Origin of the sequence: Paucilactobacillus nenjiangensis (assembly GCF_008632615.1) — a bacterium.
GTDB lineage: Bacteria > Bacillota > Bacilli > Lactobacillales > Lactobacillaceae > Paucilactobacillus > Paucilactobacillus nenjiangensis.
Genome location: NZ_CP043939.1, coordinates 2,104,916 through 2,121,303, shown reverse-complemented (window position 1 = coordinate 2,121,303; position 16,388 = coordinate 2,104,916). Strand labels below are relative to the sequence as shown.

The following is a 16,388-nucleotide window of genomic DNA, read 5'->3' as shown; positions in this document are numbered from 1 at the left end:
TGACTTTTTAGTTATGCTTAGTTTACCATATATGTATTTTTAGTTATCTTAATAACTGGGTATAATCAAATGTGGAGGAATCTGATGAATAAGAATATGACTCTTTTTAAAGTATATTTACTTGCGGGCACGTTTACATTTTCTGGTGGAATGGCAATGCTCCCAGTAATTGAACGAGAATTATGTGATAAGCTCAACCTGATTACCAAAAAAGATTTATACGAATACACCACATTGTCGCAAACTTTCCCAGGAGTGATTGCATTGACCAATGCTTGCTTTGTTGGTAAAAAAGTTAACGGAACCGTGGGGATGATTGCGGCAGGTCTCGGGGCGGTGTTACCGGCATATATTTTAATGTCAATCGCGACGGTACTGTATCAATTAGTACCACAAGATGGCATTGTTTTAAGCATTTTGGGTGCAATCAGAGCGACTTCAGCAGCATTTTTAATCACCGCAGCCTATTCAATTGCTAGATATAATTTAAATAATGTCGTAAATATTGGGATTGCGTTGGTTTGCTTTATCCTGACAATTTTTAACCTTGTCAGTGCCCCAATGTTAATTGTCTTGGCAATCGTGTTTGGTATTATTCTGACGTATGGTCGGCAGGTGAAAAAATGATTATTAAAATATTTTTAGTGTTTCTGAAAATAGGCTTTTTGGGATTTGGCGGTGGTTATGCGATGCTGTCGTTGATCTATCATGAAGCATCAAAATTTGGGATGACAATGGCTCAATTTGCCGATATGAATGCGCTCGATGGAATTATTCCAGGACCGATTGCGATTAATTCAGCAACGTATGTCGGTCAAATGTACGGTGGATTTTGGGCAGCATTAGTTGCAACGGTGGCTGTCAGCGTACCGTCGATGATTTTTGTTCCTTTATATGTAAAATATGAAGCTAAAATTAACAAGAATTATTATTTGAATCAAATCTTGTCGTGTATTAAAGCTGCTTAGGTGGGACTGATCTTTGCCGTTGCTTTCTTATTGATTTTATCCATTGGTTTAAATGTTGAAAATATCTTTAATTGGCAGCACTTATCGATAAATTACACTTCATTAGGCATCATTGTTCTTGTAATTTTCATTTATTTACGATACGAAATAAATCCAATCATTCTGATCTTAGCGTCTGGATTATTGGGTGGATTGGTATATTTAATCTGATAATTAATTCGCGCTAAATGATTAGCGTGAGTCCGTTAATTGTCATGGCCTAGTCAAAACGTGTCTCAACAATTGGACACTTTATACTCCGGCATCAGATCAATTATTTCAACGCTCTATTTTTTATATTTAAAGTAAAATGCCAGCACAATAAGCAACAAAAGCACGCAAATTGTGAGTCCTGGGTTCTCTTTTAACAACATATGTAGCGCATGGTATTGGCCAATGCCAATAGGTAGTGTAAAATGCATAGAATAATCACCTTTCTAAAGAGGGAATGAATAAGAGGGGAATTTTATGGTACTTGAAAGTTTATGGATGACAAATTGGGAAATTATCAAATATGGAATCATATTTGTGATATTTTTGAATATCATTTTATCTATCTTCACGGTGTTCCGGGAAAAAAGAGATATTTCGGCAACTTGGGCATGGCTGTTAGTGTTAATTTTATTACCAGTCGTTGGTCTTATTATATACTCAATTATTGGTCGAAAGTTACCTCAAAAAAGATTAAGTCGATTGCAAGTCGATGAAGAAAAAAATATTAAAGCGGCGATTGAGAGTCAGAAAAAAGAAATTGCCGCCAATCAAAAAACTAGTAAGCGATTAGAAGAATCCGAATATCGATTAGTAACTTTTTTTCAAAATACTGATGACGCCTTTTTATCTCGCGAAAATAATGTGGATGTCTTTACTGATGGCACCAAGCTATTCGATAAAATGATTGAAGATATTCAAGCTGCCACTAAACATATTCATATTGAATTTTACACATTTTACAATGACCTAATTGGAAATGCAATCTTAAGAGAATTAGAGAAAAAAGCGCTTGAGGGCGTTGAAGTGCGAGTCTTGTATGATTCATGGGGATCGATGGGAACCAAACGTAAATTTTTTGATCAGTTACGTGCTAATGGTGGTTTTGCGGAACAATTCTTGGGAGTTGGGTCGAATCTTTTGAATTTACGATTGAACTTTCGTAACCATAGAAAAATTGTGGTCATTGATGGAGAAATTGGATACATTGGTGGCTTTAATATTGGTGATCAATACTTAGGTCGTGACAAAAAGTTTGGCTATTGGCGTGATACTCATTTAAGGATTGAAGGAAAATTACTGTCCTTACAATCACGCTTTTTACGGGACTGGAGTGCAACAAGTAACAAAATCAAGATTACTGATTATTCCAAATATATCCAAATTGACCGTCCGAATGGTAATCGACAATTGCAAATTGTTTCTAGCGGACCAGAACATGATTTGGAAAAAATTAAATTAGGTTATTTGAAATTAATCAACATGGCACAAGACAAGCTATGGATTCAATCACCTTATTTAATTCCTGATGATAGTGTCTTAGATGCTTTGAAGTTGTCAATTAAGTCTGGGGTTGATGTAAGGATAATGATTCCCAATATGCCAGATCATCCATTCGTGTACCGTGCTTCGCAATATTATGCACATGATTTAGCAAATTCAGGAGCAAAAATTTACTTCTATGAAAATGGCTTTATGCACGCTAAGACTATGGTAGTCGATGGGAAAGTAGCATCTGTTGGCTCAGCTAATATGGATTTTCGTAGTTTCAAATTGAACTTTGAGGTCAATGCATTTCTGTATGACAAAGATACTGCAGATGATCTAGAAGATGCTTTTTTAGAAGATATTAGAGCAAGCAAAATGATGACTCCGAAAGATTTTGAAGAGCAATCATTATGGTTAAGGATTAAACAAACCTTATCAAGATTACTTTCGCCAATTCTATAAACAAGTAGACTACTCAATTTCTAAGATGAAATTGGGTAGTTTTTATATTCGCCTAAACAAGTTTAAATTAACAATTTGAAGGAACCGTCAAATATCATCCAGGGATTGTTATGAAATTCACAATCACTCGGTTGTCAATCGCCAAATTCTTCAAAATAGTTTTAGAATCCAGAATATTTATATAAATTCACTATGTTAATTTAAAGCGTGTTAGCAGATGTTGCACACTAATTGTTCTTAATAAATCCTTAACAATATTTAAAAGACTTGTGGTATCAATGTTTGTATTGTGCTTAGCTCATATAATCACAATTAATGAATATTATTATTGCAACCGCTTACAAACTATGATATATTTATTTATGAGGAAGGACATAAAAGTTCTTGAAGCGGATTGATGAGGAATTGATTCGTTATGAACAACCTCACCGATGTCAAGAAGTGTGTTTCTGGTAACCGAAGATTAGTAGGTCAGAAGCAGCGTAAGAGTGGCTCATAATATCGAAAAAATTCGGACAGAGCTAGCCACCAGCGTGCACTAGGAACTATTAGGCGTAACACAATAAGATTGAGCAGCCAGAGAAGGCCTCCAGAGATTGTAGTTACCGACCGTCCTTCCGGAAGCATCATCAGTGGAAAAGACTGATGGTGCTTTTTTGGGTGCGCCCGGCATGGGCGCCAACTAGGTGGTGAAAGTCCACTGTGGGCCGTAGTAGTCGGAACCACTAGCCAAGGACAAGGGTGTCCACTGTGAAGTGGAATCTGAAGGAAGTCTGAGGAGCAAAATACCGCACCAATGAACAAGAAGTAGCTATAAGGCCAGAACTGATTGGATAAGATTGCCCAACAAATCGAAGTCCGATACTACTCAAAATCACGATGGTAAAGCTAATGGTGACATGGTATGAAAGTTGACGTTCTTACCCGGGGAGGCCTGATAGACAAGTCCCGACAAGAAGAGCAATCAAGTTCTACAGGACAACTGTTTCAGTGATGGAATACTGAGTTTATCAGGAGTCAGCCGAGGCTATAGTAGTGACTTCGTCACGAAGGGCTGAACAGTAATAACTCACATTGATTATGGAGGTGGAATTTATGCGACGATCGCAGAAAACAGAAAACAAAGCTGACCACCAGTGGATGGTAGGTCTGGAAGACCAAGAACAAACTGGGGCGCGTAGGATGAATTCTAATGAAACAACGATGATGAGTGGCATTAAGTTTGAACAACGCGTGTTGGATCGAGATAACTTGAATCTGGCCTATCAACGGGTTGTGCGTAATAAAGGTGTCGCAGGCATCGACGGAATGACCATCGATGATCTGTTAGGTTATTTGAGAGTTCATAAAACTGAACTTATTCATCAGTTGAATGATGGGACGTACCGGCCGAAGGCGGTTAAACGGGTAGAAATACCCAAACCAAATGGTGGCGTGCGAAAATTAGGCGTGCCAACGGTAATTGACCGAATGATACAACAAGCAATCGCACAAGTGATGTCTCCAATTTTTGAACAAGTTTTCTCAAATAATAGTTTTGGTTTTCGACCTAATCGAAGTGCGCAAGATGCAATTAAACGAGTGGTATCGCTGTATAACGAGGGTTACCACGTCGTGGTTGATCTTGATTTAAAGGCATACTTCGATACAGTCAATCATGATTTACTGATCAAGTATATCGAACAATATATTGATGATCCTTGGTTGATTAAGCTAATTCGAAAGTTTTTGACTAGTGGTGTTATGACTGGTTCAACCTTCGAAGCGAGTGTCGTGGGAACCCCGCAAGGCGGACCACTGTCACCACTATTGGCGAATATCTATCTCAATGAGCTGGATAAAGTATTAACGGAACGAGGTCTCCACTTTGTCCGATATGCGGATGACTGCAATATTTACGTTAAGAGTAAACGAGCAGGTCACCGGGTACTTGAGAGTATTAGTAGATTTCTGGAAAAGAATCTTAAAGTAACCGTCAATCGTGACAAAAGTAAAGTCGGGTCACCATTGAGATTGAAATTTCTGGGATTCTCACTGGGAGTTGGTAGGGGTGGTGCTTTCTCAAGGCCGTCAAAACAATCCCAAATACGGGTCAAACAGGAACTCAAACGAATTACGAAACGCAATCGCGGAATTTCACTTGAACAAATGTTTATGGAAATCACACGAAAAATGCGCGGATGGATTCAATACTACTCATCTGGTAAGATGACAAACTTCTTGAAACGAATAGATCAGTGGCTACGGTCTAGAGTTCGACAATACATCTGGAAATCATGGAAGAAAATCAAAACGAAGATCACTAACCTGAAACGACTAGGTTTGAATCAGAATGATGCTCGGCTAGCTGCTTATACCCGCAAGGGTTACTGGCGCACAGCACATAGCAAAACACTACTTTATACGTTAACAAACGAAAAACTGGAACAACTTGGATTGATGAATCTCTCCAAGGTATTCCAGTCTATTCAAAATGCTTAAATTACTGAACCTCCGTATACGGAACCGTACGTACGGTGGTGTGAGAGGTCGGTAGCTGAACTAATCAACTGCCTCCTACTCGATTGGGAAAAAGTTAAGTTTTAAATCATTGGCAGGCAATGAAAAATATAAATATTTTATTTTAAAGGAAAATGAGGCAATTATTCGTACTTATACTATGTAGACTACTAACAAGTCTACCCTAACGATTTTAGTATCATTTTGTGCTCCTCATCAAAAAAATCTGATGTTCAGGGGGGATACATCATGAAAACTAATGAAAGGAATCATTTGTTGATAGTTTGCGACTATTCTGCGACATATGTCAGGCAGTCACCAATATTTTAAATATTGTGATTGTTCTTGTACATGTGTTTAAGAGCAAAAAATAAAGCAATCGCATAAGCGACCGCTTTAAACTCAACAAATGATACTGATGTTAGGTGGAGGGTTAGCTGAAACCGCAGCTAACTCTCTTTTCATCTACCAATATAATACATAGTAGAATAAACATCAACTAATTAAATTTAGTGTTATTTTTAAATTCTTACGTACTATTTAACCGAGCTTGTCATCACTTATTTTTTAAACGTGCATTTCAAAGCAACTCCGTCACTTAACTAAAATAATGTAAATCGATTAAAATACAAATCTATTTACATTATTCTTCGTTAATTGCACCGAAGTTAATCGCTTTGAAACACACTCTTATTTAACGGATTCAAAGCTCAATCAGTTCCGCCTAACTAAAAATATCTTTGTTACAGGAACCGTAACCAAGCTACTTTCTGTTAGTGCTCACTAATTAATCGAGCTTTTCATCACTTATTTACTACCACACCATATTTTTTAATTCGTCGGGTAATTCAATTTTATTTTGTTTGAAATCTTCAAAAACTTCTTCCAGGATGGTAAAAACTTGATCAAGTTGATCACGAGTAATCACAAGTGGCGGCTGGAAGCGAAGTACATTGCCGGCAAGTTTAACCAAGATTAAGCCCTTTTGGAAGGCGCGAAAAATAATATGTGCAGCAGCATCATTATCGGGAATTTTTGATTCTTTATCTTTAACAATTTCAATACCACCGTTGAGACCAAACATCCGCACATCGCCAATAAAGTCAAAACGAGCTTGGAGTTTTAAAAATTGGGCTTTGGCATATTCACCATCGATAGTGGATTTTTCAGCGAGTTTTTCGTCTCGGATAACATCGAGTACGGCAGATGAAGCAGCTGCACAAACTGGGTTACCGCCTGCAGTGAAAACATGCGCAGAAGTACCAAGTGAGTTCATAATATCATCTTTACCGATTACAGCGCTGAGAGGCATGCCAGCAGCGATTGACTTACCTGTTGAAATTAAGTCAGGCTCAATCCCGAAATGTTCAATTGACCACATTTTTCCGGCGCGGCCAAGTCCTTGATTGATTTCGTCAACGGCAAATAAAATGCCATTTTCCTGACAAAAGTCATAGATGGCGTGCATATATTCAGCGGGTGGTTTGATGATTCCAGAGTCCCCCTGAATTGGTTCAATTAAGACACAGGCCACTTCTTCAGCTGGTAAGTAAGTATTGAAGGGACGCATGAAATCGGCCAAATAACGCATGGCGATATCATGTTCAGTTTCATTAGGATAATGACGATATAAATCAGGAAAGGGAACGTGTACGATATTGGGCACCAATGGACCGACTTTGCGAACCATATCCACGTCGCAGGCGCCAACTGATAATGCGCCAAAAGTTGAACCATGATAACTGCCTTCAAAGGACACGACATAAGAACGACCGGTAGCTGCACGAGCAAATTTGATAATGCCGTCGTTTGCGTCAGAACCGGAAGTACCGAAAGCAACTTTATGTTTGCCATCACCGGGCGCTAGATTAGCTAAGCGTTCCGCCAAAGCAATACTGGTTGGATTGGTAAAATAGCCGGCATCATAACTGACGAGTTCGTTAATTTGACGCTGCATGGCTTCAACCACGTGGGGATGATTGTGACCAACATTCATGGCAGATGCACTACCAAGTAAATCGATATATTGCTTACCTTCAACGTCAGTCACCTCAGCACCGCGAGCTTCTTTGACGACGAGATTATAATATTGAATAATTCCGGTCGGTGCCACATTGTCCATATTTTGATGGAAAAGTTGGTCGCCTAAATCGTTTTCCCAAGCCATGATATTTCCTCATTTCTTTTTAATGTAATTATTATCAATCATACCGATATTAATTTTTTAATTCAACTATATCAATGCTAAAATAATGGTGATAGTTTTTTGAAAAATATAGGGCACATTTAAGCATTGAACATGTGTTGCAAAGGGGAGTTATTGATGAGCTTAGGATTTGTTTTAGGAACTGCAGCGATGGATCATCAACAGGCCATGGTGGAACGCTTGGCTGAAGATATGGAAAAATTTCCCAATGATCAGTTCTATTATCTAGTTCCCAACCATATTAAGTTTGAATCTGAGTTGGACGTTCTGTCACGTCTGGGAAAACTGCAGGGTGATGAGGCCGACATGTACGCCCAATCCAAGTTGCAGGTGTTGTCATTTAGCCGCTTGGCTTGGTTCTTTTTACGCAATACGGCAGGGTATCAAGTACCACGGATTTCGACTAACGGTTTGAACATGTTAGTCTTTCAAATTATGAAAAAACATCAAGGTGAGCTGAAATTGTATGCAGGTGAAGCTGACCAAGCTGGTTTTGTTGGGGAAGTTACACGACAATTAGAAGAACTGAAGCAAGCCAATATTAGCGCTGATGATTTGGCACAGTTAGCCAATCAAGTAACTCAAACTAATCAAACGCTGAACGCTAAATTACACGATTTAGTGATTATTTATCGTGAATACGAACTTGCGATGGTGGGTCAATATTTAGGTAATTCGGAAATGTATCAACAGTTAGCTGACTTTTTAGAAAGTAATGATTTTAGCCATGCCCATTTTTATTTGGATCGATTCTCCCAATTCACGGCCAGCGAGCTAAATATCGCAACTGCATTAATTAAACAAGCTAAGACGGTGGTGATGGCTTTAGAATTAGATAAACCTGCTATCCAAGATGTACCCGATGTCAATGATATGTTTGTGGAATCTGGTAAACTGTACCATCGCTTGTATAATGTTGCGGAAACTTTCCACGTGCACCATGAGTTTGATACGTATGCTAAAGTTTCACGTGTAACATCGGACCTAAAACAAGTTGAAGATTTACTCATTGCAGATGCGAAGATGGCACAAATTCTGCCGACAAAGTTAGCTGATCAATCAGCTGTGACGGTTTTTACAGCTGATAGCAGATTGACGGAATTACGACAAGTGGCGCGGCAAATTCGTCAATTAGTGGCCACTGGTAAATATCGTTATCGTGATTTTCTGATTTTAACGAAACATATGGATGTTTATAGTTCTGCCCTACTACCAACGTTTAAGCAATTTGATATTCCGGTTTTTGATGACCACGAAAAATTAATGAATGATCATCCGTTGGTGGCGCTATTAAATGCGCTTTTCAATGTGAAGAGTCATTACTATCGTCATGCCGATGTCATGCAACTGTTGAAAACTGAATTATTAATTCCCCAAGTTGATGGTAAATCTATGTCAGCCACAGATTTTCGGGATGCATTGGCTATTACTGAAAATTGGTTATTAAAAACGGGATTTCATGGTGAAACATGGGTACGTAAAGATGACTGGCAGTACTTCCAATTCAGAGACAACGATATGGGTGTACAGTCAGACAAAGTTGAAACTGCGACTCGCCAAATTAACTTAATTCGCCACTACATTAAAGAAATTTTACCACCGTTCTTTAAAAAACTGGATGCGGCAGTGACCGGTACGCAAGCCGCCACCGTTCTCTATCAATTTTTAATTGAAGTAGGGGTCGACGAACAGCTAAAGGCTTGGTATCAAGAACAAAATGAGGCGGGTAATCTTGAAGTAGCCGATCAAGCTCAACAAGTTTGGCAGACTTTCTGCGGTACGTTAGATGAGTTTGTGGCAATTTTAGGTGATCAACCATTTGACGTTGATGATTTTAATAATTTAATGCAAGCAGGTTTTGATTCAGCAACCTACTCACAAATCCCGTCAACTTTAGATCAAGTAGTGATTTCAGAAATTGGGATTGTCCAGAGTCAGAAGAAACGGGTCGTGTTTGTGGTCGGCGCCAATGATCAGGTGATGCCAGAAGCTAGCAGCACACAGTTACTCCTATCAGATCAAGATAAGGAAACCTTTGAAGGCCTGTTAGATGATACGCAATTTTTACCTGCCGGGAACATTGACCAGTTAGTGAATGAATCGTTTGTCAATTACCTAGCGTTAGTGAATGGCAATGAACGGCTAATTATTTCTTTTGCCACAATGGATGATGATGGTCACGAATATAAGATGTCACCTTACACGATTTCTTTAATGAATCACTTTGGCTTGCAGGCAGCTAAATATCAAACTTCGCCACAGATTACAGATCATAAAGCTACACAATATGTTGGGACTCCTTCGTCAACCTTAAGTGTGTTGGTCAGAGTACAACGGTTAGCGCTAGATTTAAAAACCGTTAAAAATGATGCCTGGCGGTTTATTGATAACTACCTAAAACATAATTCAGCATTTCAAAATCATTATCATCGTTCGATGGGTGGACTGATTTATCATAATCAACCGGTCGCTTTGAAACCTGATATCGTTAATGGTTTGTATGGGGATACGATTCGCACTTCAGTTTCCAAACTCGAAGAATTTTATCAAAATGAATATGCTTACTTTTTAAAATTTGGTTTGAAGCTTCAAGAACGAGATGAATTTGAATTAACGGCCGCCAATTCAGGAGAACTATTCCATAGTGTTCTGGATGGGTTTATTAAGGAACTGGTGAAAAAAGGGCAAACAATTAGGACCGTTTCGATGGACGAAATTAATGAAATGATTCCGCGAATTACCCAGGAAATTATTCAACAACCGCAGTTTATGATCCTTAATAGTTCACATCGGATGAATTATATTGGCCTCCAATTACAAGCCACAGTATTACAAATTGCGCAGACATTAAAACAGCAAAGCCTTAAATCAAGAATGGATCCATTACGGTCCGAAGTGATGTTTGGTGACATTAATGGTCAAACCGGAATCCCAGGACTTAATTTCGACTTGGACAATGGAAAGCAAGTGCGGGTGCGTGGAAAAATTGATCGAATCGACACCATGATTGCAGACAAACAAAATTTTGCTGGAATTGTGGACTATAAGTCGGGTGACAAAGATGTTAAATTTTCTGAAGTCTATGCTGGGTTAGCCATGCAAATGATGACTTATCTGAATGTGTTACAAAAGGATACTAGTCAATTAGGTATTGATGGAAGTGTCCTGTCGAGTGCCTTATATTTACACATTCAAAATCCCACCTTTAAATTGGCGGATATGAAAACCAATCTGGAAACTGCACGACTGAAGGCTAATATGTACAAAGGTATCTTGATTAAGGATCCATCGTTGCTTGATTCGATTGATTTATCATTAAATGGGGATGAAGCTGGCAAATCATTGGTTTTTCCACTTTCATTTAATAAAAGTGAAGATAAAAATGGTAGTCGCTTAGGCAGTAATAGCAGTTTAATTACCCGTGAGCAATTACAATTATTATTGGATCGAAATGAAGAACGGATTGTTAATGCGGCAAATAAAATCTTTGCCGGTTCGGTGGAATTAAATCCAGCACGCTACAGTCAAAAGAAAACCGCCTTGCAATACTCACCATATAAAGACATTTTCCAATTTGACGCGATGTTACCCGATAACAATTATCACGACATTGAACTGCCAGCAAATAAAGACTTTTTTAAATTGCTTAAGGAGGACGGTAAATAATGGCAACTCACTTTACAGACCATCAATTACAAGCGATTGAAGATGGTAATCAAAATATCTTAGTTTCCGCCTCCGCTGGCTCAGGTAAAACATCAGTCCTCGTTGAACGAGTAATTCAAAAACTGTTACATCATGAAAATATTGATGAGCTATTAGTGGTTACTTTTACTGACGCTGCCGCGAAGGGAATGCGCGATCGAATTGCTAAAGCATTACGCAAAACTATTGACGCAACTGATGATGATCAATTAAAAGCCCACCTTAAAATTCAAATTAACCGTTTAGCTGTTGCAGATATTAGTACACTGCACTCATTTTGTTTGCATCTCATCAAGCAATATTACTATGTGATTGACTTGGATCCACAATTTAGATTAATGACTGATGAAACTGAGAAACAGTTATTGCGTGAAAGCGTCTGGGATGATGTACGCGAAGAATTTTATGCCCAAAATAATGATGTTTTTGAACGTTTAACGCAAAACTTTTCTAATGATCGCAGTGATGACGGGTTGACAGAAGTGGTACAAAAGGTCGATGAATTTGCTAATGCGACACCAGACCCAGAAAAGTGGTTAAATGCTTTAGTTAAATCGTATCAATTAGATGATGCCAATTTTGTCGAGACTAGCCTATACCAGCAACAGTTATTACCAATATTATTGGAAGAGCTACAGCAAGCAGAATCAGAACTAGAAATGGCGATGAATGCTGCGGGGGAAGATGTGTTTGATAAACCGCGGATTATTTTGGAAAATGAAATGGCACAATTACAGGGGATTGTGTTCTCGGTTAAAAATGACATGTGGGATAAAAGTTTCGAGTTGTTTCATAATTGTGAGTTCAAAAAATTCTTGGGCCCTCGAAAAAATTCTGATCCAGATGCCGCAGCTGCGTTTGAACCAATTAAGGAAGCACGTAATCATGCCAAAGCTATCATTTTGAAACTGAAGGATATGTATTTTCTTCAAAATGAGGCCGATGTAAAAAATGTTACACGTGAAACAGAAATTTTGGTTGCGAAGTTAGTAGAAGTTGTCAAAGCTTATCGAGTTGCATTTGCGGCAGAAAAGCAACTGAAACATACACTCGACTTTAACGATTTGGAACATTTTGCCTATCAAATATTAACGAATGAATCACCTGAAGGACAAGCAGTGGTTGAACAGTTAAAGTCGCATTATTCCGAAGTAATGGTTGATGAGTATCAAGATACGAACCAATTACAGGAAAGCATTTTGCAACAAATTGTCAGTAAAGAACCGGGCAATATGTTTATGGTTGGGGATGTGAAACAGTCAATTTACCAGTTTAGACAAGCCGACCCTAGCTTATTTATGGGTAAATATGATCAGTATAGACAATCCTCTAACCCCGATGGTGAAGCAATTGTGCTAGCTGAAAACTTTCGTTCGGTTGGGAATGTAATTAATTTTACCAACTTAATTTTTGAACAATTAATGGATTCTAACGTTGGCGAAATGGAATATGATGACGATGCCCATTTAAAATTTGGGGCAGTGAATGATTATGATACGACTAAGGATGCACCTGCTGAAATTTTGTTATATGAATCAAATTCAGTCAAAGAAGAATCGAAGAATTATACTGAAGATGACGATGATAGTACTGATGAAAATATCGATAAAACAGTTGGAGAAGCTGTCATGGTCGGTCAACGAATTCAAAAGATGGTACAAGAACACGAGACGGTGATTGATCGTTCAACTGGTCAAGATCGTCCAATTGAGTACGGAGATATTGCGATTTTGGTTGCATCGCGTTCAAATAACCCAGTGATTGAAGAACAATTTGGTTTATTAGGAATTCCAGTCACCCTGAGTGGCTCGGAAAACTATTTTCAAGCTACTGAAGTACGCATTATGATGTCATTATTACGGATTATCGATAACCCATATCAAGATATCCCGTTGGTGGCAGTTTTACGTTCTCCAATTGTGGGATTGGATGAGAATGAATTAGCCTACTTGAGAATCCAAAATAAAACTGATCAATATTACCAAGCACTGCAAGATTTTGCTCAGAGAACACCAGCTCAAGATGATGAATTTGGTCAGCGGTTGCATGAAAAAATCACTAGGTTTTTAACCCAACTCAATCAATTTAAACAAATTGCAAAGCAAAATCGTCTTGTGGACTTAATTTGGTCTATTTTTGAAGAAACTGGTTTTCTTGATTATGTTGGTGGAATGCCAGGTGGACGGCAGCGTCAGGCTAATCTACATGCCCTTTATAATCGCGCACATGATTATGAACAGAGTAGTTTTAAAGGAATATTCCAATTTGTTCGCTTTATTAATCAAATGCAGAAAAAAGAACAAGACTTAGCTGAAGCACAAACCCAGGTTGATACGAATACAGTTAATGTGATGACGATTCATGGGAGTAAGGGACTTGAATTTCCGGTGGTCATTTTGATGAATACGACTGGGCAATTTAATCGAAGCGATTTTCAAAAATCATCGTTTATTTTGGATGGTAAAAAGGGCATTGGGATTACTTATCTGAATCCCCAACGAATCAAAATTGATACGATTCAAAAACAACTGTTGAAGGATGGCAAGAATCGAAAAAATCAAGCCGAAGAAATGCGACTGTTATATGTGGCGTTAACACGTGCCGAACAGCGCTTGATTATTACCGGCAAAGCGCTTAGTGGAATTAAAAAGGTAGAGAGTTGGGAGTCCGCTTTTCAGGCGACTCAATTACCGTTACCTCCGCAACTTAGGTTGAATGCTAATAATTTTATGCAGTGGATTGGAATGGCCATTGCCCGGCATCCAAGCTTTAAATCGCATTTAGTTTCAGGTTACGCTCCGTTACCAAATTTAAATGAAGACAAGTCTAAATTTACATTTAATATTGTCACTGAAGCCGATTTGGGCATTAGCGAAACGCAACCTAACACGATTGAAGTAAATGAAGAAACCGACGAAGAACAAGTACAATTGACTATTGAACAACAAAATTTGATAAAGCATATTTTGAATTACCAATATCCCAATCGGGCTGCTACTCAAACAACGGCCTATCAGTCAGTTTCTGAAATCAAACGTCTCTTTGATGATCCTGATAATCATGAATTGATTCAATTGGACTTAGAAAATGTTGATAAAAAACAAGGACGATATACGAATGTTGAGTTCGGTAAACCACAATTCTTGCGAGAAGAAAAAGCGCCAACCGCTGCCGAAATTGGGACAGCAACGCATTTGATTTTTCAGTTATTAGATTTAAACCAAGTGCCAACGGTTGAAGATGTGGACCGTTTGATCAAACAATTAACCATTGCGAAAACGATTCCTGAAAGTATTGCGTTGAAGATTAATCGAGAATCGATTATTGAGTTCTATCAATCTGAATTTGGCCAACAAGTAATTGCAAACGGTAATTCATTAAAACGTGAAACACCATTCTCATTATTATTACCGGCTAAAACTTTATTTGAAGATCTTAAAGATTCAGATGAAGAAATTTTGATTCATGGAATTATTGACGGATATTTTATTAATGATGGTGCAGTGACGATTTTTGATTATAAGACTGATGATGTTCATGATAATATCGACGAAATTGTTGAAAAATATCGCGGACAAGTTAACTTATATTCAGAAGCACTGACAAGGATTGAAAATGTTCCGGTTGAACATAAATATTTATACTTACTATCAATTAATCAACTAGTTGAAATTTAAACTTAAGGACGTTCGACATAAGCCGTTCACCTAACTTAAAAGGCAAGCCACAATTCATAAAGCGAATTGTAGTTTGCCTTTTGTCGTTAGAAGCTCACAACCTAAACAGTTGGTTTCACACTCTTGCATATTCGTGCTTTCTCAAGCAACTTCGTCACTTAACTAAAATAACAGCCATCGATTAAAGTCCAATCGATAGCTGTTATTCTTCGTTAATGCTCCGAAGCTGACCGCTTGAGTCAGCAACATTTTATTTTAATAATCTCCACTCATAATTGAGTTTTTAACAATCACGTAGTCAACTTTACGGATGGATTCAAGATCACGCCCACCAGCGTAAGAAATTGATGATTGAAGATCTTCTTGCATTTCATCAAGGGTATCTTTAATGCTACCACGGAATGGCACTAGCATTTGCTTACCTTCAACGTTACGGTAAGCGCCTTTTTGGGTTTCAGAAGCTGAACCCCAATATTGTTTGTAAGTTTTACCATCAATTTTGATCATATTCCCTGGTGATTCTTCGTGGCCGGCTAAGAGCGAACCAATCATCACCATTGATGCACCAAATCTAACGGATTTAGCAATGTCACCATTATGGCGGATACCACCATCAGCCACGAGTGGCTTACGTGCAGCCTTACTACAAAGACGAAGGGCAGCTAATTGCCAACCGCCAGTTCCAAATCCAGTTTTTAATTTAGTGATACATGCTTTACCTGGGCCCACTCCAACTTTAGTCGCATCAGCACCAGCGTTTTCAAGCTCACGCACAGCCTCAGGAGTAGCCACGTTACCAGCAATTACAAAACTTCCCGGTAATTCTTTTTTGATGTATTGGATCATTTTAATCACATAATCGGAATGACCATGGGCAACATCAATCGTGATGTACTCTGGTTCTAAATTGGCAGCCTTTAAATCATCAATGAATTGGTATTCAGTTTGTTTGATACCAACTGAAATTGATGCAAACAAGCCACGTTCTTTTAAATCGTGCACAAATTCAAGACGCTTTTCAGGTGTGAAACGATGCATCACATAGAAATAATTATGTTCAGCCATCCAAATTGCGAGGTCTTCATCAATCACGCTAGCCATGTTTGCTGGGACCACAGGAATATTAAATTTTCGTGGGCCAAATTGAATACTTGTGTCGGCATCATGTCGGCTCTCAATAATGCATTTGCTAGGTACTAGTTGAATATCATCATAATCGAATGTTTCCATAGTTAATCTCTCCTCAAAAAAGTTCGTCTTTCATAACCAACTAAAGAATATACGCACTTTACGTCACAATGTCAACAATAAAAACGTATATTAATTAAATTTAAGTAATTAAAGTTCGTGTTT

The 16,388-nt window shown here is 38.3% G+C and carries 8 protein-coding genes; 6 read left to right on the top strand and 2 right to left on the bottom strand.

Annotation, left to right across the window (positions count from 1 at the left end):
* Positions 1-84: 84 nt before the first annotated feature.
* The 4 genes from F0161_RS10720 (at position 85) to ltrA (ending at position 5,429) form a co-directional block, all read left to right on the top strand.
* Positions 85-627 carry a chromate transporter gene (locus F0161_RS10720; RefSeq protein ID WP_190318873.1) on the top strand — a complete coding sequence of 181 codons (543 nt, stop codon included), beginning with the start codon at positions 85-87 and terminating at the stop codon, positions 625-627.
* Positions 624-968, top strand: a complete 345-nt coding sequence (locus tag F0161_RS10715) for a chromate transporter (RefSeq protein WP_150204567.1) — start codon at positions 624-626, stop codon at positions 966-968. The genes F0161_RS10720 and F0161_RS10715 overlap by 4 nt, the downstream gene beginning before the upstream one ends.
* A gap of 507 nt (positions 969-1,475) precedes the next feature.
* A complete protein-coding gene (gene cls / locus F0161_RS10710; RefSeq protein ID WP_225423128.1) occupies positions 1,476-2,948 on the top strand; it encodes a cardiolipin synthase in 1,473 nt (490 codons plus the stop codon).
* Positions 2,949-4,043: 1,095 nt separating this feature from the next.
* Positions 4,044-5,429, top strand: coding sequence for a group II intron reverse transcriptase/maturase (ltrA, locus tag F0161_RS10705; RefSeq protein ID WP_150204692.1), 1,386 nt, complete (start codon positions 4,044-4,046; stop codon positions 5,427-5,429).
* Between the two features lie 832 nt (positions 5,430-6,261).
* On the opposite strand, the gene F0161_RS10700 is transcribed toward ltrA, so the two are convergent.
* Positions 6,262-7,614, bottom strand: a complete 1,353-nt coding sequence (locus F0161_RS10700) for an aspartate aminotransferase family protein (protein WP_137601398.1) — start codon at positions 7,612-7,614, stop codon at positions 6,262-6,264.
* Between the two features lie 156 nt (positions 7,615-7,770).
* On the opposite strand from F0161_RS10700, the gene F0161_RS10695 reads away from it, so the two are divergent.
* Positions 7,771-11,319 carry a PD-(D/E)XK nuclease family protein gene (locus F0161_RS10695; RefSeq protein ID WP_190318872.1) on the top strand — a complete coding sequence of 1,183 codons (3,549 nt, stop codon included), beginning with the start codon at positions 7,771-7,773 and terminating at the stop codon, positions 11,317-11,319.
* Complete coding sequence (gene addA / locus F0161_RS10690; protein WP_150204565.1) at positions 11,319-15,035, top strand: helicase-exonuclease AddAB subunit AddA; 3,717 nt, start codon at positions 11,319-11,321, stop codon at positions 15,033-15,035. Before F0161_RS10695 ends, addA begins: the two co-directional genes overlap by 1 nt.
* A gap of 255 nt (positions 15,036-15,290) precedes the next feature.
* Here addA and F0161_RS10685 read toward each other — a convergent pair whose 3' ends face one another.
* The gene (locus F0161_RS10685; protein ID WP_137601401.1) at positions 15,291-16,265 is read right to left on the bottom strand and encodes a GMP reductase; all 975 of its coding nucleotides are present in this window, start codon (positions 16,263-16,265) and stop codon (positions 15,291-15,293) included.
* Positions 16,266-16,388: the final 123 nt, after the last annotated feature.